Consider the following 20,472-nt stretch of genomic DNA (forward strand, 5'->3'; position numbering starts at 1 on the left):
ACAATCCGTTAATGATTGAATGTTAATTGGTTTGATCATTGACGACACGTTCGATGTGGATCGTTAAGTAGATCATTTCTGATTCACCGATCGATTTGTCGTAGGTTTTGATCAAGTACTCGTTGATCCGTTGGACCGTTTGAAACGCTTTAGGGTACTTCGATTGCACAAGGGCAAATAAAAACTCATCTTTTTCCCCTGAAAGTTCATCGCTTAAATAACGCTGCGCAAAATACTGCAAATGCGTGGTGATCCGTTGATAATTCAAGGAATCTGGGTTAAAGACTCGTCCATAAAAGCGACTGATGATCGCCAGTACGTCACGTACGATTTCTACCGCTTGCATCGTGGTTTCCATCGTGCCATTGGCTTGTTCGCTATTGACGATATGAAAGGCGATAAAGCCGATCTCCGATTCTGGCAATGTAATCCCGAAGACTTTTTCAAAATAAGCAACGGCATCTGCTGCAACCGCATACTCTTTCGGATAAAACTTGCGGGTCTCAAACAACAATGGATTCGGCAGCTCAATGCCTTCACGTGCCCGAACCAGCGCATAATGGATATGGTCGGTCAGGGTCAAATAAATATTTGGCGACAGCTCGATCCCCAAGGATGCTTCCGCATCATCCACCACTTGCTTGACAGCTTCGACTTCTTCCACAGGAATGTCTGAAAACAATTGCTGAAACTGATTTGCAGTAAAGGTATCCTTTAACACAAATTCTTTTTCGACAAAGGCTTCATCCACTGGATCGCCGACTTTTTTCTTAAACGCAATGCCGCGGCCCATATAGATCACTTCCTGACCGGCATCATTGGTCGAGATGACGACATTATTATTTAAAATTTTTCCAATAATCATCGCTTTCCCTCACTCCAAAATAAAAAAACCTAGAATCTCCCCGTTAGCGCGCTGCGGTCAATTCTGGTTTTGCCTGCCGAACAGTAACAATCCTTGTAACTGAAAGAATAATAACACACCCCTGTGGCAGATGCAACCCTTTTCAAACAAAATTTCTACAACGGGTTTTTCCTTTGTTATACCATTGAAACGTTCTCCTTGCAACATCCTTCACTACCTAAAATGCTTTGTTTTTTAATAAAAAAAGGAACGGCCCAGCTGCAGCCATTCCTGATGTATCAAAGTTGCTTTCTTTGCTGTCCCATGCGCCGCTCTTTCATCGCCGTCCCTAGCGTACCATAGGTGAAGACCGCGATCCCCAGCCAAATAAACGCAAAGGCGGAAAATTGGGCCAGTGAATAGGTTTCGTGAAACAAAAAGATGGCTAACAAAAGCATGATCGTCGGGTTGACGTATTGAATAAACCCAAGCGTAATGTAAGAAACATTTTTCGCTGCTTCCGCAAACAGCAGCAGCGGAATAGCCGTCACGATCCCAGCACCCACCAATAAGAGATTGGTTTGCCAGGGATAGTTCATAAAGCCGACGGTTGAAAATCCTAAAATATACACGAGGGCAAAGGGGAAAATCACCATCGTTTCGATTGTTAACCCAGTAACCGAACTAATGGGGATTCTTTTTTTGATCAAGCCATACGTACTAAAGGAAAAGGCCATGATCAGTGAGGCATAAGGAATCGTTCCTGTTTGGATCGATAATAAGATCACCCCGATACTTGCCAGCAGACACGCCAGCATGCCAGTACGACTAAGACGTTCCTTCAAAAAAACGGTCGCTAACAAGACATTGACAAGCGGATTGATATAATAGCCTAAGCTGGCTTGCATCACGTGGCCCGCACTCACCGCGAAGATAAAGGTGAACCAGTTGATGGAGATCAGCACAGAAGCTAAAACGATCAGTCCAGCAAATGCTTTGTTCTTCCATAGTAGACGCGCTTCTTGTAAAAATTGCGTTTTCTTCCCAGAAAGCACGATAAACAACACCATAAAAACAAAGGACCACACGATTCGGTAGCACATCGTTGCTAATGGCGAAACCCCAACGATTATTTTCCAATATAGTGTGACCAAGCCCCACAAGACATAGGCAGACAACCCAAAATAAACGCCTTTATTCTTCATTTTCTCCCTGATTTTTTTCCATTAAAGCAAGCCTTTAATGAAAAAAAATACTCCTCCTAAACCATAAGTTATCTTATTATATCGAATTTTTTGGTTTTTCATAGAGTTTCATGAAATAAATCAAGAAAAGCACCCTTCAAAGAAAGGTGCCCCTCTTTATTCCAGTGGTTCTTCTGCCCCTTCTAGCCAAACGGCTTCTGGCTTCTGATCACGAATCAAGAATACCCCCGTTGCAAACAGCAGTCCAGAAGCGATCGTCATCAATAAGAAAGAAACATTCATCCCATGAAGCAGTGCACTTGTTCCTGTTAAGGTCGTGCTTTTTTGCGCCACACTATTCATGATCCCGACAAATAATGCTGTCCCGATGGCGCCTGCCACCGTCCGCAAAGAAGTCAATAACGCTGTTCCATGCGCCGTCAGTTGCGGCGGAATATTTTTATTTCCCCACGTCACGAAGGGCATCAACAAACAGCCTGTGGCGGCACAGCGCAGCATGTTCAAAACCACTGCTACCCAAATACCCGTATGCATATGGATAAAATACATGCCGATATTGCTCAAGACCAGTGAGCCGCCGCCAAAAAGCGTCAACAAACGGATGCCGACTTTGTCATAGATTCGCCCAGCCACGGGACTTAAAAAAGCCGAGACCAGAGAGCCTGGCAAAACGACTAATCCCGAGATCGTCGCTGATTTGCCTAAAATTGACTGCACGTAAAGCGGCATCAGCATCGCCGAACCCATCAAGACCAAGTAAAGCATGATACTGCCAAAGACACTGATGGCATACTCTTTTGTTTTTAAGACCCGCAGATCCAAAAATGGGGTTTCCGCTCTTAACTGACGGAAGACAAAGAAGACCCCTGCTACCAAACCGATCCCTAAGGTTCCTAAAACGGGCAAGCTGAGAAAGCCATAGCTGCCGATATTGCCAAAGCCTAAAGTGATCCCACCAAAGGCGAAGGCACTCAAAACAAAAGAGGTCTGATCAAATTTGCTGTTGCTTACTGGCAACACATCATCAAAAACCTTTATGGCCCAAATCAGTGAAATCAAAACAATCACGGCAACGATATAAAAAATCGCATGCCAGTTCAAGCGGTCCACGATCACCCCAGCAAGAGTCGGTGCGATCACGGGCGCCGCGGTGATCGATAATCCATACCAGCCCATCACGACACCGATACGATTGATCGGATAGATCGATAAGAGGATCACTTGTGCCATTGCGGTCAAGATCCCGTTACCCACGGCCTGCAAAATACGCGCAAGCATCATGACTAAAAAATTGGGCGCTGCAGCACAAAGCAGCAAGCCCACCAACGCAATTCCTAAGGCAGCGAGATACAGCTTTTTGGTTGGCACACGATTCATAAGATATGCCGTCAAGGGCATAACGATCGCCATCGCCAAGGAATAACCGCTAGTCAGCCATTGTCCCGTAGTGACAGAAATCTGCAGGTCAGTGACGATGGCGGGTAAAGCCGTCGTCAAGGCGGTCGCCAACATGGATACGGCAATACATGTAATCATTAAATTAATAAAAATCAGCGTCCGCTGACGTTCCGTTCGTTGGACTGTTTCACTCACTCAACGTCCGCCTCCTTCTCAAGATAAAACTGTTCGATTTTTGCTAAGGCTTGACCAAAGGCTTGTTTTTCTTCTGCCGTCAAATAGGTCAGCATTTCTTGGTGCGCCTTACTGCGTTTTTCTTTCATTCGCTGTGCCTCTTCCTTGCCTGCTTCCGTCAGCGAAATCAGATGGCTGCGTTTATCTTTCGGATCGACTTCTTTTTGGATCAGCCCTTTTTCAGCCAGTTTTTTTAGTAGTTCGCCAGTGGATGTCGAGCGAATCGCTAAATACGCGGCGAGATCTTTTTGGGTCAACGTCCCTTTTTCGTCCAATACCAGTAGGCAATTGAACTGTCCCCGACCTGGCATAAAACGCCCATATTTTTGTTCCGCATACCGCCGATTTAATTTATACACTTCAAACAATCGTTCCACGATTTCTTGTTCGGAAACCATCGACCTTCAGCTCCTTTCGCCTCTTCACTATTTAGATAGGTACCTAGTTAAAAGTCCGCTCTCCATTTTACATAGGTACCTATCTATTGTCAAGGAAGGATTGACAATGAGAGCGGGTACAGCAACCAAAAACAAAAAAAGCATTGAAACTTACGCTTCAATACTTTCCTCGTGGTTCTTTTTCTCAGCAAACTCTGCCAGCAGTTGCCGAACTTCATCCGTTGATTTGGTATTCATCAATTTTGCCCGCAAATCACTGGCTCCAGGGAAGCCTTTGACATAGATTTTAAAGAAACGATGCAATCCTGCGATCGAGCGCGGTACCATTTTGGCGTAATGGTCCTGCAAGTCTAATTGCAGCTGCAACAAGCCTAATAGCTCTTCTGAGGTATGCTCTTTCGGTTCTTTTTCAAAGGCATAGGGATTCTTGAAAATACCCCGACCGATCATGATTCCGTCTACGCCATATTTTTCTGCTAGCTCTAAACCTTTGGTACGATCAGGGATATCGCCGTTGATCGTCAGTTTCGTTTGTGGGGCGATTCTATCCCGCAAGGCAACCACTTCAGGAATCAATTCCCAATGGGCATCGACCTTGCTCATTTCTTTGCGGGTTCGCAAATGGATCGAAAGGTTGGCGATATCCTGTTGCAGGACATGGGTCAACCAAGCTTCCATTTCTCCTAGTTCGGTATAGCCCAAACGAGTCTTGACACTGACCGGCAGACCGCCAGCTTTGGCTGCTTGGATCAGCTCAGCAGCAACTTCTGGTCGCAAGATCAAGCCGCTGCCTTTGCCTCGTCCAGCAACGTTCGGCACTGGGCAGCCCATATTTAAGTCGATCCCTTTAAAGCCCATCTCCGCTAAACCGATACTCATCTCACGGAAATACTCTGGCTTATCGCCCCAAATGTGTGCCACCATCGGTTGCTCATCTTCGGTGAAGACTAAACGTCCCCGCACACTGTCGCGTCCTTCTGGATGGCAGTAACTATCGGAGTTGGTAAATTCCGTAAAGAAAACATCTGGTGCGCCGGCAGCTTGAACGACATGTCGAAAAACGACATCGGTGACATCTTCCATTGGTGCTAGGATAAAAAAAGGCTTCGGCAATTCAGCCCACAAATTTGTTGTCATGATTTACGCTCCATTTCTTTGTCCAAGGATCTTCTTTTATGACCCCACTTGCAAAACAAACCCCATTATACTAAGAATGCGTCAAAGAAGCAAAAGAGCAAGATACGTGTATCAGACCTAGTACGAAATTTCTTTTAAGCCTCCCAGTCATCCTCCCATTCTTCTTCCCAATCTTCCTCTTCTTCATCCCAGTCATCCCAAGCTTCTACTTCTTCCTCCTCAGCGAAATCATCTTCGCTATCCGATACAACGTTCTTCACAAAAAGGGCTACAGAAGTATCGTCAACCATCAAACTGAGTAAAATCTGCCGCATATCTGCTTCATCTAGCTGATCCACCAGCTTCTGATAGACCTCACGGCGTCCTTTACGTTTCGGGGGAGTCAGCGGTTTATTCTTTTCTTTCGCTCTCGTATAGGCGAATAAAACAGCCGCAAGATGTTTGAAATTAAAACCAGCCGCAAAGTGAGGACAATTACAAAATTCCTCCACGACCTTGCCCTGTTTTAGCGCAATTTCTACTTCATAAAGCTCTGTGCCGAATACTTCGGCCAGAATAAGCTGATCATCCGCTCTCAGTCGCGCCACACAACCGCTTAAATAATACTCTTTTCCTCTTTCCAAAATATGGGATTCAAAATAATCTTGCCATTCTAGCATTACTTCTCTCCTCCGCATTCATTAAACTAGAGAACTATAATAGGATTTAATCGATTGCTTATTAATACTGCCGAATAACTGGTGGTTCGTAGGCTTGAATAAAGGCTTCCAGCTCCTTCGTTGTTTGTGCAAAACCGATTTTCTCGCGATCGGCTTGCGTCAAGAACTCATTTTCCACCATGTTGTCATACAAGGCTCTCGTTGCGCGGTAAAAGTTGTTCACATCATAAAAAGCACACGGATTCGGGTTTTGACCGATTCTTGACCACGAGATCATCTCCGTGATTTCTTCCAGCGTACCCGGACCACCTGGCAGTGCGACAAAGGCCTGCGACAATTCGAACATTTTTCGTTTTCTTTCTGACATCGTCTCGACGACATGGAGTTCGGTCAATCCAGGATGTGCTAGTTCCCGATCTTTTAAAAAGGTTGGGATCACCCCGATCACCTGACCGCCATTTTCTAAGACAGCATCTGCCAGCACGCCCATCAAGCCCGCTTTTCCGCCACCATAAACCAGCGTATTTTTCCGTGAAGCGATCCACTGCCCCAATTCTTGAGCGGCTGTTGCAAAACTAGGTTCATTACCGACACTGGCACCACAATAGACTGCAATTTTCATAAAACTCTCCATCATCCTTCTCAATCATTTTGAAATAGTATATCATGATTCTGATAAAGGTTCTGGGAAAGGATGGAAAAAAATTTATGAACATTGAGGAGTATCAACGATCTATCAGTGACTTCTACAAAGCCCGCAACTGGTATCAGTACGATCCGTTTATTCGGGCGAATTTTTTAGCAGAGGAAGTTGGGGAAGTGAGCCGCGCCATTCGGACATTGGAGATCGGTCGTGACCGTCCCGATGAACAAGAAGGCTTGCCAGAAGAAAAACTGGCAAACCTGACGGAAGAATTGGGCGATGTACTGGATAACTTATTTATTCTCGCCGATAAATACGATATTTCTCTAGAGACGATCATGCAAAAACACAAAGAGAAGCTATTGTCTCGCTATCAAATGGACCATATGACAGAAAAAAACAGCTAACGGGTTACTTGTTGCGGAACGGGCAGCGGCAAAGGTTGCTTTTCTTAAATACAAAAAACCAACGTTTCTGTGGTCAATTGGCCAGTGAAACGTTGGTTTTCTTCTATTATATAAAAAGTTGGTTCTCCTTTTTATGGGAATAGAGGTGTTTATTGTGCCATTTGCTCTACCAGTTCTTCCAATCCAGTCAAGGCTTGGTAGCCGTAGCCAAAGAGATAATTGTAGTCCATGCTGTAGACTTGTTTGTTTTTGATGGCTTTCATGCTGGAGAGTTTGTCATTTTTGTACAAGCCTTCAATGATTTCTTGACCAGAAACACTGCCTTCGATCGTTGACCAGTCACCGACGATCAAGACATCGGGATCCGTTTCGATCAAGGTTTCGACACTGACTTCTCCTGAATAGTCTTGAAACACATTGTTCAGTTTGATCATGTCAAAGTTGCTGTTGAAAAAAGACTCATCTTGAGCGGCATAGACACTGACCACACTTGGATCAGACATAAAGAGATGGGCAAAGGTTTGCTCTTCTTTGTCTGCTACTTTTTCTTCCAAGGCACTCTGGCGATCCTTTAATTCTTTTTCAAAAGCAGCGGCTGCTTCAGGGACATTGAAGAGCTTACCAAGGTTTTCAATGTCTTGATAAACGGAATCAAATGTTGCACCAGTGACAGAGGTTTCTTGGACGTAAGTCGGAATGCCCATCTCGTTCAAGGAATCAACGGTGCCGACGCCCCAATCTTGATTATCGAAAAGTCCCCCACGGCCAAAAATCAAATCCGGATCCACACTGAGCGCCGTTTCTTTACTGATATAGTCGCTGCCCAGGTCGTTTAGTTCTGCATAATCAGCAGCAACTTCCTCATCAGCGGCACCAAAGGTTGCACCGACACCCGCAATCTGATCCTTGAGGCCGAGATGCAGCAGCAATTCCGCTGCTGGTCGTGTGTTGGCTACGACTTTTTTTGGTGCCTCATTAAAGGTTTGGTCCTTGGCAGTCCACTGCGTGCCGCCCTCTGCTTTGGTGTAGTTGCTGATGGTTAAGGGATACGTACTTTCTGTCTGTGAAGAAGAAGCCGAAGTTCCTTCATCCTTCGTATTGCCGCAAGCGCTTAATGTAAAGACTGCCAATCCTACCCCAATCATTTTTCCCCATTTATTCATCTGTTTGCTCCTTTTCAAAATAATAATGAAACCCTAATCCGCCTGTGATCGGATGATGGTAAATACTGCATTTCACGCCATAGATCTCTTCGATCAGTTCTTCTGTCAGCAACGTTTCTGGTTCGCCATACCCTACGACCCGCCCATCTTTTAAGGCATAGATGATGTCGCAATAGTTGGCTGCTTGTTCCAAATTATGCAGCGCCGCCAACAAGCCAATCTTCAGATGCTTGACGGTCTCTAAGATTTCCAGTTGATATCGGATATCCAAATGATTGGTCGGCTCATCGAGAATCATAAATTTCGGTTCTTGGGTGATGGCACGAGCAAGGACGACCCGCTGTTTTTCGCCTCCTGATAATGAGAGGTAGCTGCGTTTTCTGTAGGCACTTAGCCCTGTTTTGGCTAAGGCTTCGGTGACCAGCTCATGATCGGCTTTGGTGTCTTGTTCCAATAAACCCTTGTGGGGCGTGCGGCCTAAAAGCACCATCTGTTCTACTGTTAAATCAAAGCTCAACTCATTGAACTGACTGACGACGCTGACTTGCTGGGCGACTTTTTTTTCGGAACTTTTCAAAATATTCATCTCACCCAAATAAATGTCGCCGCTGTCAGGTTTCAACGTTTTGTAGATAGCTTTTAACAATGTAGATTTGCCGCTGCCGTTGGACCCAATCAAGCCGACAAATTGCCCCTGTGCGGTTTGGACGGAGATGTCTTTTAGTATCTGCTGATCCCCGATCGTCAGATTGAGCTTTTCAACTGCTAATTTCATTCCGTCACCCCCCAAAGTTGTATTGCCGTTTGACAATGATATAGATAAAGATCGGTGCGCCAATCAGCGCTGTAATGATCCCGATCGGCAGTTCGACTCCTTGCAGGGTCGAGCGGGCGATCACATCCGCCCAAATCAAAAACAACGCGCCTGTCAAAGCGGTCAAAGGCATCAACAGGCGATGATCCGACCCGCTGACTCCACGTACGATATGAGGAATGATCAAGCCGACAAAGCCGATCATACCAGAATTCGCAACGATGATACTGGTTAATAGCGCTGCTAGCAGCATATAAAAACGACGATAGAAGGTCAGCTTGACCCCTAAGGTGGAGGCAACTTCATCTCCCAGCAAAAGCGTATTCAAAACACGGTATTGCGTCAGGAAGAACAGCGTGATCAAAGAAACCAGAACCACGATAAAGCCTAATTTGTTCCAAGAAGCCGAGGCTAAGCTGCCCATCGACCAAAACGCCACAGTCTTCATCCCTTCTGCATTGCTAGCCAGATAGATGATCAAGTTTGAAACAGAGCTGCATAAGGCACTGACGATCGTCCCCGACAGCACGAGTTTTGTGGAAGTCATTTTCCCACCGATACTAGCAAGCAGCAGCACCAAAATGGTCGCAATCCCCGCTCCTGCAAAGGCACCAAACGATAAGCCCAGCTGCAAGACTAGCGCCGAGCCGCCAAAACCGACTAAGATGGCGAAGGTCGCCCCTAAGGATGCGCCAGAAGAGATCCCAAGGATATAGGGATCTGCCAGCGGATTTTGGACCACTGCCTGCATCACTGCCCCGCTGATCGCTAACCCCATGCCCACAAAAATAGACAGTAAGACCCGCGGTGCCCGAACAAACCAGACGATATTGATGTTTGCGTCTGAAATGCCTGAAAGATCACCAACCAATCCATGGCTGATTTTATAGAAGAGAATTTGGTAAACTTCGCCAAGGGTGATATTGGCTTGACCGTTTGCCAAAGCAACTCCTGCAGATAAGAGAATGGCGACAACTAAAACACAGCAAATGATTGTCGAAACCATCCAACGATTTGATTTAATCAACCCTATCGACATGTGATTCTCCTTTATTCAGCACGACCCCCTCCTAATTTCACAGCAAAAACAACCTTGACTGTTGCCTCGCCGCCATCATAAAAGAAGCATCTGTGCGTTTTTTCGCTTATAACAGTTCTTCTCATGAAAAGCGCCAAAGCCATGTGCTGCTTTGACATCTATTTGCAAATGAGAATCACTCTCAATGAATAGAGTCATTATAAGGAACCTTTTGTGAAATGTAAATAATTTTCTGAAAATTTCCTTAAATAAGAGTTATTCTAATGTTCGTGATTGATTGGGCGTTTTCCTCTCCATTGACCTATCGAAAATACGGTACCCGTGAAGAAGCGAATCCTTTGGCATAATAATCAAGTGTTTTTTTATGATGAAAAAAAGACAGACTTCATTTTGTACAAAGTCTGTCTCCAGTCTGATGCCTATGCTCAGGCAGGCTTGTTCTTGCTAGCTTCCCTTTGTTCGAACGTGAAACCTATGCGTTGCCAAGGATTTGCTGATTCAACGAAATCATCTCCAAAAGACCTTGAGCGGCTTCGCTGCCTTTGTTGCCAGCTTTGGTTCCCGCCCGTTCAATGGCTTGTTCGATCGTTTCAGTCGTCAACACACCAAACATGATCGGAATGTCGGCATTCAGACCAATTTGGGCTACGCCTTTCGCCACTTCATTTGAGATCAATTCATAGTGGGTCGTTGCTCCGCGAATCAAGGCACCTAATGTCACGATCCCATCGTATTGTTTGTGGTCAACGATTTTTTTGGTAATATACGGAATCTCATAAGCCCCTGGAACCCAATACACATCGATGTTTTCTGCTTTGACTCCATGACGCAACAAATTGTCTTTGGCGCCTTCCACTAACTTGGAAGTGATAAACTCGTTGAATCGTGAGACTACGATCCCTACTTTGACTGCCTCTCCCTGAAACGTTCCTTCAAATACTGTCATCGTTCATTCTCCTTTGGCTGATTAAATAGATAGGTAATGGTGAAACTTTTCTTTCTTCGTTTTCAAATAGCTTCTGTTTTCTTTATGCGCAGGCATCTCCAGCGGTACTCGTTCTGCTACCTTAATTCCTAAGCTTTCTAATTCCTTCACTTTGTCAGGGTTGTTGGTCATCAGTTGAATCTCCTGCACTTCTAAGGAACGTAAAACATCGGCGGCAAACGTGTAATGACGAGCATCTGCTGCAAACCCTAATGCAATATTTGCTTCATAAGTATCCATGCCTTGTTCCTGCAGCTGATAGGCACGGAGCTTGTTCCGCAAGCCAATACCGCGACCTTCTTGGCGTAGATACAAAATCGCACCGCGGCCTTTTGCTTCGATCTGCCGCATCGCTTCTTGCAGCTGTTCGCCGCAATCACAGCGATGAGAGCCGAAGACGTCGCCTGTTAAACACTCTGAATGGATCCGTAGTAACAGCGGCTCGGTAGTATGTTGAATCTCGCCTTTGGCTAGTAAAAGGTGTTCATTGCCGAACTCATCTTCAAATAAGGACAATTGGAACGCCCCATAAGCCGTTGGCAGATCCACCGTGATAGGCGTGGTTCCTCGTAGATATTCCGCCAACTCATCAATGGTCAAAAACGGCAGCTGCCATTTTTCTGCTAATTTTTTCAATTCTGGGACCCGAGCCATCGTGCCATCTTCATTTAAAATCTCACAAATGTAGGCTGCTTCCACGCTGCCAGCAAGCTTTGCTAAATCCACAGCCGCTTCTGTATGTCCTCTGCGTTCCAACACGCCGCCAGGTTGAGCGGTCAATGGGAAGATATGGCCAGGGCGATAAAAATCCGCAGCCTGTGACGCAGGATCAGCCAACTTTTCAATCGTCACTGCCCGGTCTTTCGCAGAAATTCCCGTACTCGTCGTCACGTGATCGACACTGATGGTAAATGCGGTGCCAAAGGCATCCGTATTATTGGCGGTCATCTCAGGCAATGCCAGCTTTTCAGCGATCGCTTGTGAGATGGGTGCACAGATCAAGCCGCGGCCATAAGTCGCCATAAAATTGACAGATTCTGGCGTTGCGTATTCAGCGATCCCAATCAAATCTCCTTCTGATTCCCGATTTTCATCATCGGCGACAATCACTAAGCCGCCTTTTTTTAACCATTCCACTGCTTGTTCTACTTTATGCATCGTCTGCCTTCTTTCATTTTCGTTGGTATTTGACATATTTCCCGATCATATCCGTCTCGATATTGACCCACTCCCCTTGTTTCAACTGCCCCAGCGTCGTCTGGTCTTTGGAATGGGGGATCAAGCTAACGGAAAATGCCTGTGCCGTCGTCTGGGTAACCGTCAAACTGACGCCATTGATCGCAATCGACCCTTGCGGAATGATTTCCCCTTGCACACTGACAGGATAAGCAAACGTCAAGATCAAGGCATTTTCCAACTGCTTTTTCTGGATCAAACGGGTCGTTACATCAATGTGGCCTGCGACAAAGTGGCCTTCAAAACGCTGCGTCGCTGCCATCGCTCGCTCCAAATTGACTTCGGCACCCACCGAGAGTTGTTTAAAGGTGGTTCGTTGAAAGGTTTCTGGCATGATATCCACCGTAAACGTCGTCGCTTGTTTGGCGATCGCCGTCAAACACGTCCCGTTGATCGCCATACTGTCTCCGATCTGGTAATCCGCCAGTAATCCTTCGGACGCACTGCAAGTTAGCTGGATCGTGCGGCTTTGCTTGCGGATCTCTTTGATGCGGCCTTTTTCCTGAATCAATCCTGTGAACATTCCTCTGGTCTCCTTCCTCGGATGCAAACATCTTCCCCAACTGCAGTCACCGTCACCTCTGTTAGCTGCTGCAGCTGTTTCGGGGTACGCTCACTGGTAAAACTTGCGAGACTATTGCCCCCAAGAAACTTTGGCGCCACATAGGTAATGCTTTCTTGCCACAGTCCGCTGGCTAAAAAGGCATCATGGATCGCAGCGCCTCCTTCTACGTAAAGCGATTGGACCTGTCGTTCGGCAAGCTCCTTCAGCAATGAAACAATTGTCAACTCTTCCAGCTGGATCACTGACACATGAGCTGGCAAATCACTGACAGTTGTCTGCTGCGTAAAAATCCACACAGGTGCCGAATCATCGGCAAACAGTGCCAAATGGGGTTGCGACAGCGTTCGCCCCCGACGGTCTAACACGATGCGAATCGGCGGAAAGCTGGTTTCAACCGTGGTCAATAACGTGGGATCATCCGTCAACACCGTCTGACTGCCCACTAAGATTCCTTGATAGTCTCCACGTTCTTGATGGACGTTTTGCCAAACCGCTGAACCAGTGATCGCACTGCGGGTTAACGCATCATGAGCGATCCGGCCATCTAAAGTGATCGCTTGCTTCAACGCCACGTAAGGTCGCTGATGCTGATGGTAAAAATTATAGTGTGGATTCAAACGGCGCACCGCTGTTTCTTCGATGCCCACCAACACGTCGATGCCCTGTTCTTCTAAAAAGCGCTTGCCTTGTCCAGCCACGATCGGGTTAGGGTCTAACTGGCCGATGACTACCTTTTTGATGCCGCTGTCGATGATCAGCTGGGTGCAAGGCGGCTGTTTTCCTTGGTGGTTGCAAGGTTCTAACGTCACGTATAAAGTCGAATTGATTAGGTCTTCGGAGGAATGGCATTGTTCGATGGCGTTTCGTTCCGCATGGGGCTGCCCATAGACTAAGTGAGCCCCTTTAGCAATGACCCGTTGCTCTTTGACGATCACGGCGCCCACTAACGGATTGGTAAAGGTTTGGTAACGCCCTTTATTGGCTTCTGCGATCGCCAAACGCATGTATTCGTTATGCATCTTCCTTCCTCCTTTCAATAAAAAAATGCCTCGTGAGAATCTCACGAGGCATAGACAAACAAGACCGGCAAAAAATCAATTTTAGACGCACTGCGCCCCTTGAAATTTTGTGGTTTTTCTTCTCCCATCCAGACTTTCACTGTCGGTGCCAGATTCACACTGGCTCCACCGCATAGCTATGCGGGTCACGGACTTCAAGCATTACGCTTGTCACCGTCGGTCGGGAATTACACCCTGCCCCGAAGAATACTATTCAATTCATGTGCATTTTAGCCCGACCATTTTTGTTTGTCAATAGGCCTGATCACGAGCCGATAGGAATTCCTCTTGGTTTTTTCTTTTGGCAACCCCAAAGCAGCGACAGCAGAAATCCCTTGTCGTTCCGCCATTTTCCTAAGCTGCAGCAAGGCGATTTTGCCTGAAAAAAAATACAAGAAAACCTAGGTTAAATATTTTTTCTCGAGCGAAGCCATTTATCGAACTCCGTCACGAGTAAGACGACCATCCCGGAAGCTGCTGAGATGACCCAGCCGATCAAGGACATGTCCTCCGTATGAAAGGCGCTTTGCATAAATGGAACATAGGTCAATAACAGTTGCAGAACCAGCATCACACCAATGATCACGAACGCTTTTGGATTGGTGAAGGAAGCTTTAGAAAACGCTGGTGCACTGGTACGGATGTTGAACAAATAAAAAATCTTACTTAAGACCACGATATTGACCATCATGGTACTAGCAACGGCTTCGCTGACGCCTTGCAGCAAGAGCCAGTCATGGGCGATCAAACTGATGACTGCCATCAAGATCGATACATACGCCATCTGCCAAATATCGTGACGATTCAACAATTTATTGCCTGTCTTTCGCGGTTTGCGGCTCATGATCCCAGACTCTGCTGGTTCAAAGATAAACGCAAACTGGATCGTAATAGCAGAAACCATGTTGATCCACAGCAGTTGTGTCGCCTGCAGCGGCAATTCTTTTTGCATCATGATCGTAAAGGCAATGATCAGCCCTTCGGCAAAAGATGTCGGCAACAGAAACAGAATGCTCTTTTTGATGTTGTCATAGATCCTGCGTCCTTCGCGAATCGCTAAGGACATGGTACCGAAATTGTCATCGGTCAAGATCATATCAGCAGAATCTTTGGCTACATCCGTGCCGCTGATCCCCATCGCTACACCGATATCCGCCCGCTTCAACGCCGGGGCATCGTTAACGCCGTCCCCTGTCATCGCCGTGACTTTGCCTTTGGCTTGTAGCGCTTTGATAATGTCCAATTTGTTTTTCGGCGTGGTTCGTGCAAAGACTTGATTCGTCAAGGCAGCATCTTGAAATTCGGCTTCGCTCATCTGATCCAACTCGGCACCAGTCACGACGTGAATCTCATCCGCTAAGCCAAGCTTTTCCCCAATCGCTTTGGCGGTCAGAGGGTGATCGCCAGTGATCATTTTCACTTGAACACCGGCTTGGTTCATTTCCTTCAGGGAGGCAATCACTTCTTCTCGCGGCGGATCGATGATCCCAGCGATTCCCAGTAATTGCAGCCCTTGCTCAAAAATCGTTTCATCAATGTGATCGATCGAAACTTTCTGATAGCCCACCGCTACCACTCGTTTGCCTTCTGCCGACAAGCGGCGGACATGGCCTGTCCAATAGGCTTCATCAAAAGGCGCCGCTTGTTTTTGCACCATTTCAAACAATTTATCTGGGGAGCCTTTAACAAATAACAAACGTTCCCCCGCAGGGTTTGCCACTAGTTTCGCCATGTAGCGGTTGTCCGAATCAAAGGGCAGCATATCCAGCTCTTGGTAAGCAGGTGCTTGCGGATAGGCAAATTGCTTATGATAAAGCGTCAAAAAGGAGCCGTCTGTTGGTTCCCCATTGATCGTCCAGTGATTTCCTTCTGGGACCAATACCGTATCGTTGGCTTCGTAACCAGCTTCCAAAAACAACTGCAAGGTGTCTTGCGCGTGGACGTCCTCCTGCTTTGGACGAATTTCTCCCACCGGCGCATAGCCGTCACCCGTCACTTCATATTCCTGCTCAGCCAATACGATGTCTTTGACCGTCATTTCGTTTTTGGTCAGGGTACCTGTTTTATCCGTCGCGATCACATCGACTGAGCCTAGCATTTCAACCGCTGGTAGCGTTTTGATGATGGTGTGCTTGTTTTTTTTGCCATGTCGCTGACACCCATCGCCAAAACCACCGAGGTCGTTGCTGGCAATCCTTCTGGGATCGAGCCGACGATCATGGTGACAACGGCTAAGGATAAGACAGAGATCGCATAGGTTTGCTGGAACAAACTGACGACAAATAGCAAGACCGCCACGCCCATGATCACATAGGTGATGCCTTTCCCCAGTCCATCGATCTCTTTCATCAACGGCGTTTTTCGTTCTTCCGTTTGATTGACTTCAGCTGAGATTTTCCCGATCTCAGTCGTGACGCCAGTAGCGATCACGATCCCTTTCCCGCTTCCTGATGTCACGGAAGTCGAAGCAAACGCCAAATTCCGTTGTTCCGCTAATGGAGTTGCTTCATCCATTAAGGCATCTGTTATTTTTTCCACCGAATCGGCTTCACCAGTCAAGGCGGATTCTTGGATACGCAAGTTGTCGGCTTCGATGATTCGCAGATCTGCGGGCACATTGTCACCAGCTTCTAGGAATACGACATCCCCTGGAACGACTTCGGCAGCTGGAATATCTTGACGAATCCCATTCCGATAGACCGTGGCTTCTGCTGATAGCATCTCTTTGATCCGTTCTAATGCATCGGAAGCATTGGCTTCTTGGTAATAACCGATCAACGCATTGACCAGCACGACGATGCCAATGATCACGGCATCAGAGAAATGCCCCATCAGCAGCGTTAAGATGGCAGAGAAAATCAAAATGTAGATGATCGTGTTATGGAATTGTCGCAGCAGCAACCGCCACTTGGCGGTTTTTTTGACCGCTAATTGGTTCAATCCGTAGGTTTCTAACCGCTTGGTTACTTGCGCCTCAGTCAACCCTTGATCGATTGACGGCACCTGATACTGTTCGATTGTTTCTGACACTGATAACTGAAACTCTTTTTTATTCATTTTTTTCTTCTTCCTTTTCTTTTTCATTGATGGATAACACAAATAAGCCCCTTATTTAGAAACTGCTCCTAAATAACGCGCTACTATTGGTTGGTCTCCTATTCAATTAAAAAGTAAGGCAAGTCAAAATAGTGTTTCTGCTCACCGTCACTCGAGTCGCTTGACATTCGTTTACCACCCCCTCTAAAGTTAGCAATAAGCGTAACAAACTATTTTTCCAAAGTCAAGAGTCACCGCTTTCAAAAATGAAAAGTGACTGGCTTCTTCACAAAAAAAAGCCGCACGCCAACGATTCATTGCCGTACAGCTCCTTCAGTACATTCTCTTCAAGCCCAAAGGCTCGCCTTAAAGCTGATCCAGTGCCTCGCTGATGGGGGTTTCCCCAGCTTGGACTTTGATGACTTTTTGATAAGTTGCTGGACGTTCCAGCATTTCACCTAACAAGACGGCGACATCCTCGATGGGGATCGCACCAGAGGTCGTTTCACTGATCTCGATCAAACTAGATCCTGGTGTTTCTTTCAACGCACCCGGCTGCAAAATCGTATAGTCTAGTGCGGTGTTGTCGATCAGCCAGCGATCAGAGAAAAATTTGGCGATCGTGTAATCCATCAATGACGCCATGCCTTCCCTTTGCCACTGTTCAGGTTCTAAGGCATAGGCTGAGCTAAGGTGGATGTAGCGCTTGATTCCTTTTGCTTCAGCGGCTTGCATCACTTTGACCGCACCATACAGATCAGATTGCAGCAAGTCTTTGCCTCGGGAACCCGCCACGAAGTATACCGCTTCCGCATCTGCGAATTTCGCCGCCATCTCTTCCGGTTCCGTGTGTAAATCAAAGAACACGGGCTTGATCGTCTCCGTTTCTGTGATTTTCTCACTGCTGCGCGCACCAGCATAAACGATGTGTCCTTGTTTTTCTAGAAAGGTGATCAATTTTTGGCCTACTCGTCCAGTAGCACCAACGACAAAAATTTTCATTTTCTTTGCTCCTCTCGTTTCTTTTTCCAACTCTTGCTAGTATCATCGTAGGACAAAAACCAAGATCCAACAACTATTCTGTTTCTAAACGATGGGGAAAAAAGCACAGCACAAACCAATTCTTGCTGTTTTTCCCCATAGAAACCCATGTTTTTTAAAAAACACCCAAAAAAATGAAAAAAATTTTCTCAAACGATTGACAAAGCGTTGACTCTTTTGTAGACTAGGTAGAAATAATTTAAATATTTAGAAAATTCAAAATAAAGAAAAGGACGGTGGCGTATATGACCCGCACCAATGTTAGCAAACGAATTATTTTATTATTATAGTCGGGACTGTTTGATTTTATACATTCAAAGAGTCCCTATTCACATTGCATCCAAAAAGAAGAACAGCTTCTTGAGATGGAGTGTTTTTTTATACCCATTTTCAAGAAAGCGGCCTTTTGCAAGCTGACACCTTGATGTCAGATAGATCCGAAACGCTCGTTGACCAACTGCTGCCGATTCCCCGCGGTTATGCACTGCACTTATTCTAAAGACCCCTTCTGTTTGGACACTTGATTGGTCAAGCAGAAAAAAGGAAGGATGATTTTTTATTATGAAAACCGTCAACACGATCGCTGCTTTTGTAAACAAGTATTTGATCTACATCATGATTTTATTGATGATCGTCTCTTATTTTTTCCCGCAACCCTTCTTATGGATTCCGCCTCGTACAACGATTCTTTTGAGCATCATCATGTTTTGTATGGGGATGACTCTAAACGTTGCTGCGTTTAAAATGGTCGTCTTACAGCCCAAAGCATTCATCTTAGGGGTGCTTTTCCAGTTCACCATCAGCCCTTTGGTGGCTTACGGCTTAGCACAGCTGTTTGGTCTTTCTTCCGGTTTGATCATCGGTTTTGTCTTACTAGGCTGCGTTTCTGGCGGAACCGCCAGCAATGTCATGACCTTCATCGGCAAAGGCGATGTCGCCCTCACCGTTTCCATGACCACGGTATCGACCTTGTTAGCGACCGTCGTTACACCCTTTTTGGTTTATGTCTTGGCTGGTCAGTACACCGAGATCTCCTTCTGGGAAATGCTCTTGTCTGTCTTGCAGATGGTGCTTTTGCCGATCATTTTAGGGGTGATCGTCCACAAACTCATTGCCAAGCACATCGAGCGATTTCTGCAATCATTTGTGTTGATTTCTTCCGTCAGTATCTTATTGATCGTTGCAGGAACTGTCGCTCGCAACGGCGCCGTCATCGTCCAATCTGGCTTGATCGTGATTTTCTTAGTCTTGCTCCATAACTTGATCGGCTACGGCGCCGGCTATGGTCTGAGCCGTGTGATGGGCGTCAGTGCCACCCAAGCCAAATCCATCATGTTTCAATTAGGAATGAAAAATACTGGCCTAGCGATCTCGTTAGCCAATGCCCACTTTGCCGCCATTGCTGCAGCCGTTACCCCTGCCGCAGTCGGCATGGTGATCCATCAAATTACCGGACCAATTTTAGCCAATCTCGTGGCCAAGAAAGAAGGAGAAAAGTATGAGTCAAAGTATCTTTTTGCCAAACTACACAATCGGGGCGGACGCCTACGAAAAAGTAAATGACATCGTAAAACCATACGGCACCAATGCCGTGATCATCGGCGGAAAAACCGCCCTTGAAAAAGCCGAAGACAAGATCAAAGCCGCGTTAACGTCAGCAGTCCAAGTGACGGATACCTTGTGGTACGGCGGCAACTCGACCTATGAAAACGGCGATCAGCTGTTAGCTACTCCAAGTGTCCAAGCCGCCGATGTTCTATTCGCCGTTGGTGGCGGCCGCGTCTGCGATACCGTCAAAGTGGTTGGGGAAAAAGCTGGCAAACCAGTCTTCACCTTCCCAACGATCGGCTCCAACTGCTCACCAGTCACCGCGGTTTGTGTCATCTATAAAGAAAACGGCGAGATGCAAGGGTTGTTTTTCCCTTCGCAACCGCCGACCCATGCCTTTATCGACAGTGAGATCATCGCCCAAGCCCCCGACAAGTACTTATGGGCAGGAATCGGCGATGCCCTCTCCAAAGAGATCGAATCGACATTTTCAGCGCGGGGCGATCAGCTAGATTACACCGATGGGTTAGGCATCCAAATCGGCAAAATGTGTACGGAACGCTTATTGCAATACGGCACACAAGCCTTGAAAGACAGTGCCGCCAATCAGCCGTCTTATGCCATTGAGCAAGTCGTCTTGGATATCATCGTGACCACCGGCTTAGTTTCCGTCTTAGTCATCAATGATTACAACTCCGCCCTTGCCCATTCCTTTTACTACGGAACGACCGTTTTGGAAAAAATGGAAGACTATTTACACGGCGCATCCGTTAGTTACGGCGTTTTGGCCTTGTTGCAGCTCGATCAGCAAGATGCCCTCTTCCAGCGCATCTACGCCTTTATGAAGGAAAACAAACTGCCGGTTTGCCTAGCGGATATGGGCCTTAACGACACCAGCGACCTTGAGGCAATCTTAGACAAAGCAATGACCACCAATGACATCGTCCACGTGCCTTATGAGATCACGCGAGAAATGTTTAAACAGGCAATCCTAGGCGTGGAAGCCTATCATGCCAAACAAAACCAAGCAGCATTGGCAGCTGCCAATTAAATGAAACCCTC

General features: G+C 46.6%; 18 protein-coding genes, 1 pseudogene and 1 riboswitch. Of the genes and pseudogenes, 3 read left to right on the top strand and 16 right to left on the bottom strand.

The features are described 5' to 3' along the window. Window positions 1–22: 22 nt before the first annotated feature. The 7 genes from licT to IGJ25_RS00255 all read right to left on the bottom strand — a co-directional run bounded on the left by licT (window position 23) and on the right by IGJ25_RS00255 (window position 6,497). Entirely contained in the window at window positions 23–865 is an 843-nt protein-coding gene (licT, locus tag IGJ25_RS00225) for a BglG family transcription antiterminator LicT (RefSeq protein WP_016608476.1), read from the bottom strand. Between the two features lie 278 nt (window positions 866–1,143). Then, complete coding sequence (gene rarD / locus IGJ25_RS00230) at window positions 1,144–2,049, bottom strand: EamA family transporter RarD (RefSeq protein WP_081116434.1); 906 nt, start codon at window positions 2,047–2,049, stop codon at window positions 1,144–1,146. Window positions 2,050–2,205: 156 nt separating this feature from the next. After that, on the bottom strand, window positions 2,206–3,642 hold the full coding sequence (locus IGJ25_RS00235) for an MDR family MFS transporter (protein ID WP_225001152.1): 1,437 nt from the start codon (window positions 3,640–3,642) through the stop codon (window positions 2,206–2,208). Further along, complete coding sequence (locus IGJ25_RS00240) at window positions 3,639–4,079, bottom strand: MarR family winged helix-turn-helix transcriptional regulator (protein WP_081116435.1); 441 nt, start codon at window positions 4,077–4,079, stop codon at window positions 3,639–3,641. Before IGJ25_RS00240 ends, IGJ25_RS00235 begins: the two co-directional genes overlap by 4 nt. Window positions 4,080–4,229: 150 nt before the next feature. Continuing rightward, window positions 4,230–5,216 (bottom strand): tRNA dihydrouridine synthase, encoded by a 987-nt coding sequence (locus tag IGJ25_RS00245; protein WP_081116436.1) that lies wholly within the window; start codon window positions 5,214–5,216, stop codon window positions 4,230–4,232. A 134-nt stretch (window positions 5,217–5,350) separates the two neighbouring features. After that, the gene (locus tag IGJ25_RS00250) at window positions 5,351–5,875 is read right to left on the bottom strand and encodes an SWIM zinc finger family protein (RefSeq protein ID WP_413118889.1); all 525 of its coding nucleotides are present in this window, start codon (window positions 5,873–5,875) and stop codon (window positions 5,351–5,353) included. A gap of 61 nt (window positions 5,876–5,936) precedes the next feature. Then, window positions 5,937–6,497: a TIGR00730 family Rossman fold protein gene (locus tag IGJ25_RS00255; RefSeq protein ID WP_074934167.1), complete on the bottom strand. Its 561-nt coding sequence runs from the start codon at window positions 6,495–6,497 to the stop codon at window positions 5,937–5,939. Between the two features lie 86 nt (window positions 6,498–6,583). Here IGJ25_RS00255 and IGJ25_RS00260 point away from each other — a divergent pair, with 86 nt between their 5' ends. Next, window positions 6,584–6,925 (top strand): MazG nucleotide pyrophosphohydrolase domain-containing protein, encoded by a 342-nt coding sequence (locus tag IGJ25_RS00260; RefSeq protein WP_081116438.1) that lies wholly within the window; start codon window positions 6,584–6,586, stop codon window positions 6,923–6,925. Between the two features lie 149 nt (window positions 6,926–7,074). Here the strand turns inward: IGJ25_RS00260 and IGJ25_RS00265 are convergent, their stop codons facing one another. From IGJ25_RS00265 to IGJ25_RS00305, 9 genes and pseudogenes are all read right to left on the bottom strand, one after another. Further along, window positions 7,075–8,088, bottom strand: coding sequence for an ABC transporter substrate-binding protein (locus tag IGJ25_RS00265; RefSeq protein WP_010748956.1), 1,014 nt, complete (start codon window positions 8,086–8,088; stop codon window positions 7,075–7,077). Beyond that, window positions 8,081–8,863 (bottom strand): ABC transporter ATP-binding protein, encoded by a 783-nt coding sequence (locus IGJ25_RS00270; protein WP_010748955.1) that lies wholly within the window; start codon window positions 8,861–8,863, stop codon window positions 8,081–8,083. Before IGJ25_RS00270 ends, IGJ25_RS00265 begins: the two co-directional genes overlap by 8 nt. A gap of 4 nt (window positions 8,864–8,867) precedes the next feature. After that, window positions 8,868–9,941: a FecCD family ABC transporter permease gene (locus IGJ25_RS00275; RefSeq protein WP_081116440.1), complete on the bottom strand. Its 1,074-nt coding sequence runs from the start codon at window positions 9,939–9,941 to the stop codon at window positions 8,868–8,870. A 472-nt stretch (window positions 9,942–10,413) separates the two neighbouring features. Next, on the bottom strand, window positions 10,414–10,887 hold the full coding sequence (gene ribH / locus IGJ25_RS00280) for a 6,7-dimethyl-8-ribityllumazine synthase (protein ID WP_005230622.1): 474 nt from the start codon (window positions 10,885–10,887) through the stop codon (window positions 10,414–10,416). Window positions 10,888–10,908: 21 nt separating this feature from the next. Continuing rightward, entirely contained in the window at window positions 10,909–12,120 is a 1,212-nt protein-coding gene (gene ribB / locus IGJ25_RS00285) for a 3,4-dihydroxy-2-butanone-4-phosphate synthase (RefSeq protein WP_375352170.1), read from the bottom strand. Then, a complete protein-coding gene (locus IGJ25_RS00290; protein WP_005230617.1) occupies window positions 12,098–12,685 on the bottom strand; it encodes a riboflavin synthase in 588 nt (195 codons plus the stop codon). The genes ribB and IGJ25_RS00290 overlap by 23 nt, the downstream gene beginning before the upstream one ends. Further along, window positions 12,670–13,746 carry a bifunctional diaminohydroxyphosphoribosylaminopyrimidine deaminase/5-amino-6-(5-phosphoribosylamino)uracil reductase RibD gene (gene ribD / locus IGJ25_RS00295; protein WP_010748953.1) on the bottom strand — a complete coding sequence of 359 codons (1,077 nt, stop codon included), beginning with the start codon at window positions 13,744–13,746 and terminating at the stop codon, window positions 12,670–12,672. Before ribD ends, IGJ25_RS00290 begins: the two co-directional genes overlap by 16 nt. A gap of 112 nt (window positions 13,747–13,858) precedes the next feature. Then, window positions 13,859–13,997, bottom strand: a riboswitch (FMN riboswitch). A gap of 194 nt (window positions 13,998–14,191) precedes the next feature. Continuing rightward, window positions 14,192–16,842 (bottom strand): annotated as a pseudogene (locus IGJ25_RS00300) (HAD-IC family P-type ATPase). Between the two features lie 345 nt (window positions 16,843–17,187). Beyond that, on the bottom strand, window positions 17,188–17,823 hold the full coding sequence (locus IGJ25_RS00305; protein WP_005230609.1) for an NAD(P)H-binding protein: 636 nt from the start codon (window positions 17,821–17,823) through the stop codon (window positions 17,188–17,190). 600 nt (window positions 17,824–18,423) lie between these two features. On the opposite strand from IGJ25_RS00305, the gene IGJ25_RS00310 reads away from it, so the two are divergent. Together IGJ25_RS00310 and IGJ25_RS00315 are read left to right on the top strand one after the other, a co-directional pair. Continuing rightward, on the top strand, window positions 18,424–19,425 hold the full coding sequence (locus IGJ25_RS00310) for a bile acid:sodium symporter family protein (RefSeq protein WP_010748949.1): 1,002 nt from the start codon (window positions 18,424–18,426) through the stop codon (window positions 19,423–19,425). Then, window positions 19,361–20,461 (top strand): iron-containing alcohol dehydrogenase family protein, encoded by a 1,101-nt coding sequence (locus IGJ25_RS00315; protein WP_225001149.1) that lies wholly within the window; start codon window positions 19,361–19,363, stop codon window positions 20,459–20,461. Before IGJ25_RS00310 ends, IGJ25_RS00315 begins: the two co-directional genes overlap by 65 nt. Window positions 20,462–20,472: the final 11 nt, after the last annotated feature.

The organism is Enterococcus sp. DIV0240d, assembly GCF_051711245.1.
Lineage (GTDB): Bacteria > Bacillota > Bacilli > Lactobacillales > Enterococcaceae > Enterococcus_D > Enterococcus_D casseliflavus.

Bases quoted from the DNA above. Each gene is read 5' to 3' on its own strand.
- licT (WP_016608476.1), bottom strand. From the start codon at position 865: ATGATTATTGGAAAAATTTTAAATAATAATGTCGTCATCTCGACCAAT.
- rarD (WP_081116434.1), bottom strand. From the start codon at position 2,049: ATGAAGAATAAAGGCGTTTATTTTGGGTTGTCTGCCTATGTCTTGTGG.
- IGJ25_RS00240 (WP_081116435.1), bottom strand. From the start codon at position 4,079: ATGGTTTCCGAACAAGAAATCGTGGAACGATTGTTTGAAGTGTATAAA.
- IGJ25_RS00245 (WP_081116436.1), bottom strand. From the start codon at position 5,216: ATGACAACAAATTTGTGGGCTGAATTGCCGAAGCCTTTTTTTATCCTA.
- IGJ25_RS00250 (WP_413118889.1), bottom strand. From the start codon at position 5,875: ATGCTAGAATGGCAAGATTATTTTGAATCCCATATTTTGGAAAGAGGA.
- IGJ25_RS00255 (WP_074934167.1), bottom strand. From the start codon at position 6,497: ATGAAAATTGCAGTCTATTGTGGTGCCAGTGTCGGTAATGAACCTAGT.
- IGJ25_RS00260 (WP_081116438.1), top strand. From the start codon at position 6,584: ATGAACATTGAGGAGTATCAACGATCTATCAGTGACTTCTACAAAGCC.
- IGJ25_RS00265 (WP_010748956.1), bottom strand. From the start codon at position 8,088: ATGAATAAATGGGGAAAAATGATTGGGGTAGGATTGGCAGTCTTTACA.
- IGJ25_RS00270 (WP_010748955.1), bottom strand. From the start codon at position 8,863: ATGAAATTAGCAGTTGAAAAGCTCAATCTGACGATCGGGGATCAGCAG.
- IGJ25_RS00275 (WP_081116440.1), bottom strand. From the start codon at position 9,941: ATGTCGATAGGGTTGATTAAATCAAATCGTTGGATGGTTTCGACAATC.
- ribH (WP_005230622.1), bottom strand. From the start codon at position 10,887: ATGACAGTATTTGAAGGAACGTTTCAGGGAGAGGCAGTCAAAGTAGGG.
- ribB (WP_375352170.1), bottom strand. From the start codon at position 12,120: ATGTCAAATACCAACGAAAATGAAAGAAGGCAGACGATGCATAAAGTA.
- IGJ25_RS00290 (WP_005230617.1), bottom strand. From the start codon at position 12,685: ATGTTCACAGGATTGATTCAGGAAAAAGGCCGCATCAAAGAGATCCGC.
- ribD (WP_010748953.1), bottom strand. From the start codon at position 13,746: ATGCATAACGAATACATGCGTTTGGCGATCGCAGAAGCCAATAAAGGG.
- IGJ25_RS00305 (WP_005230609.1), bottom strand. From the start codon at position 17,823: ATGAAAATTTTTGTCGTTGGTGCTACTGGACGAGTAGGCCAAAAATTG.
- IGJ25_RS00310 (WP_010748949.1), top strand. From the start codon at position 18,424: ATGAAAACCGTCAACACGATCGCTGCTTTTGTAAACAAGTATTTGATC.
- IGJ25_RS00315 (WP_225001149.1), top strand. From the start codon at position 19,361: ATGAGTCAAAGTATCTTTTTGCCAAACTACACAATCGGGGCGGACGCC.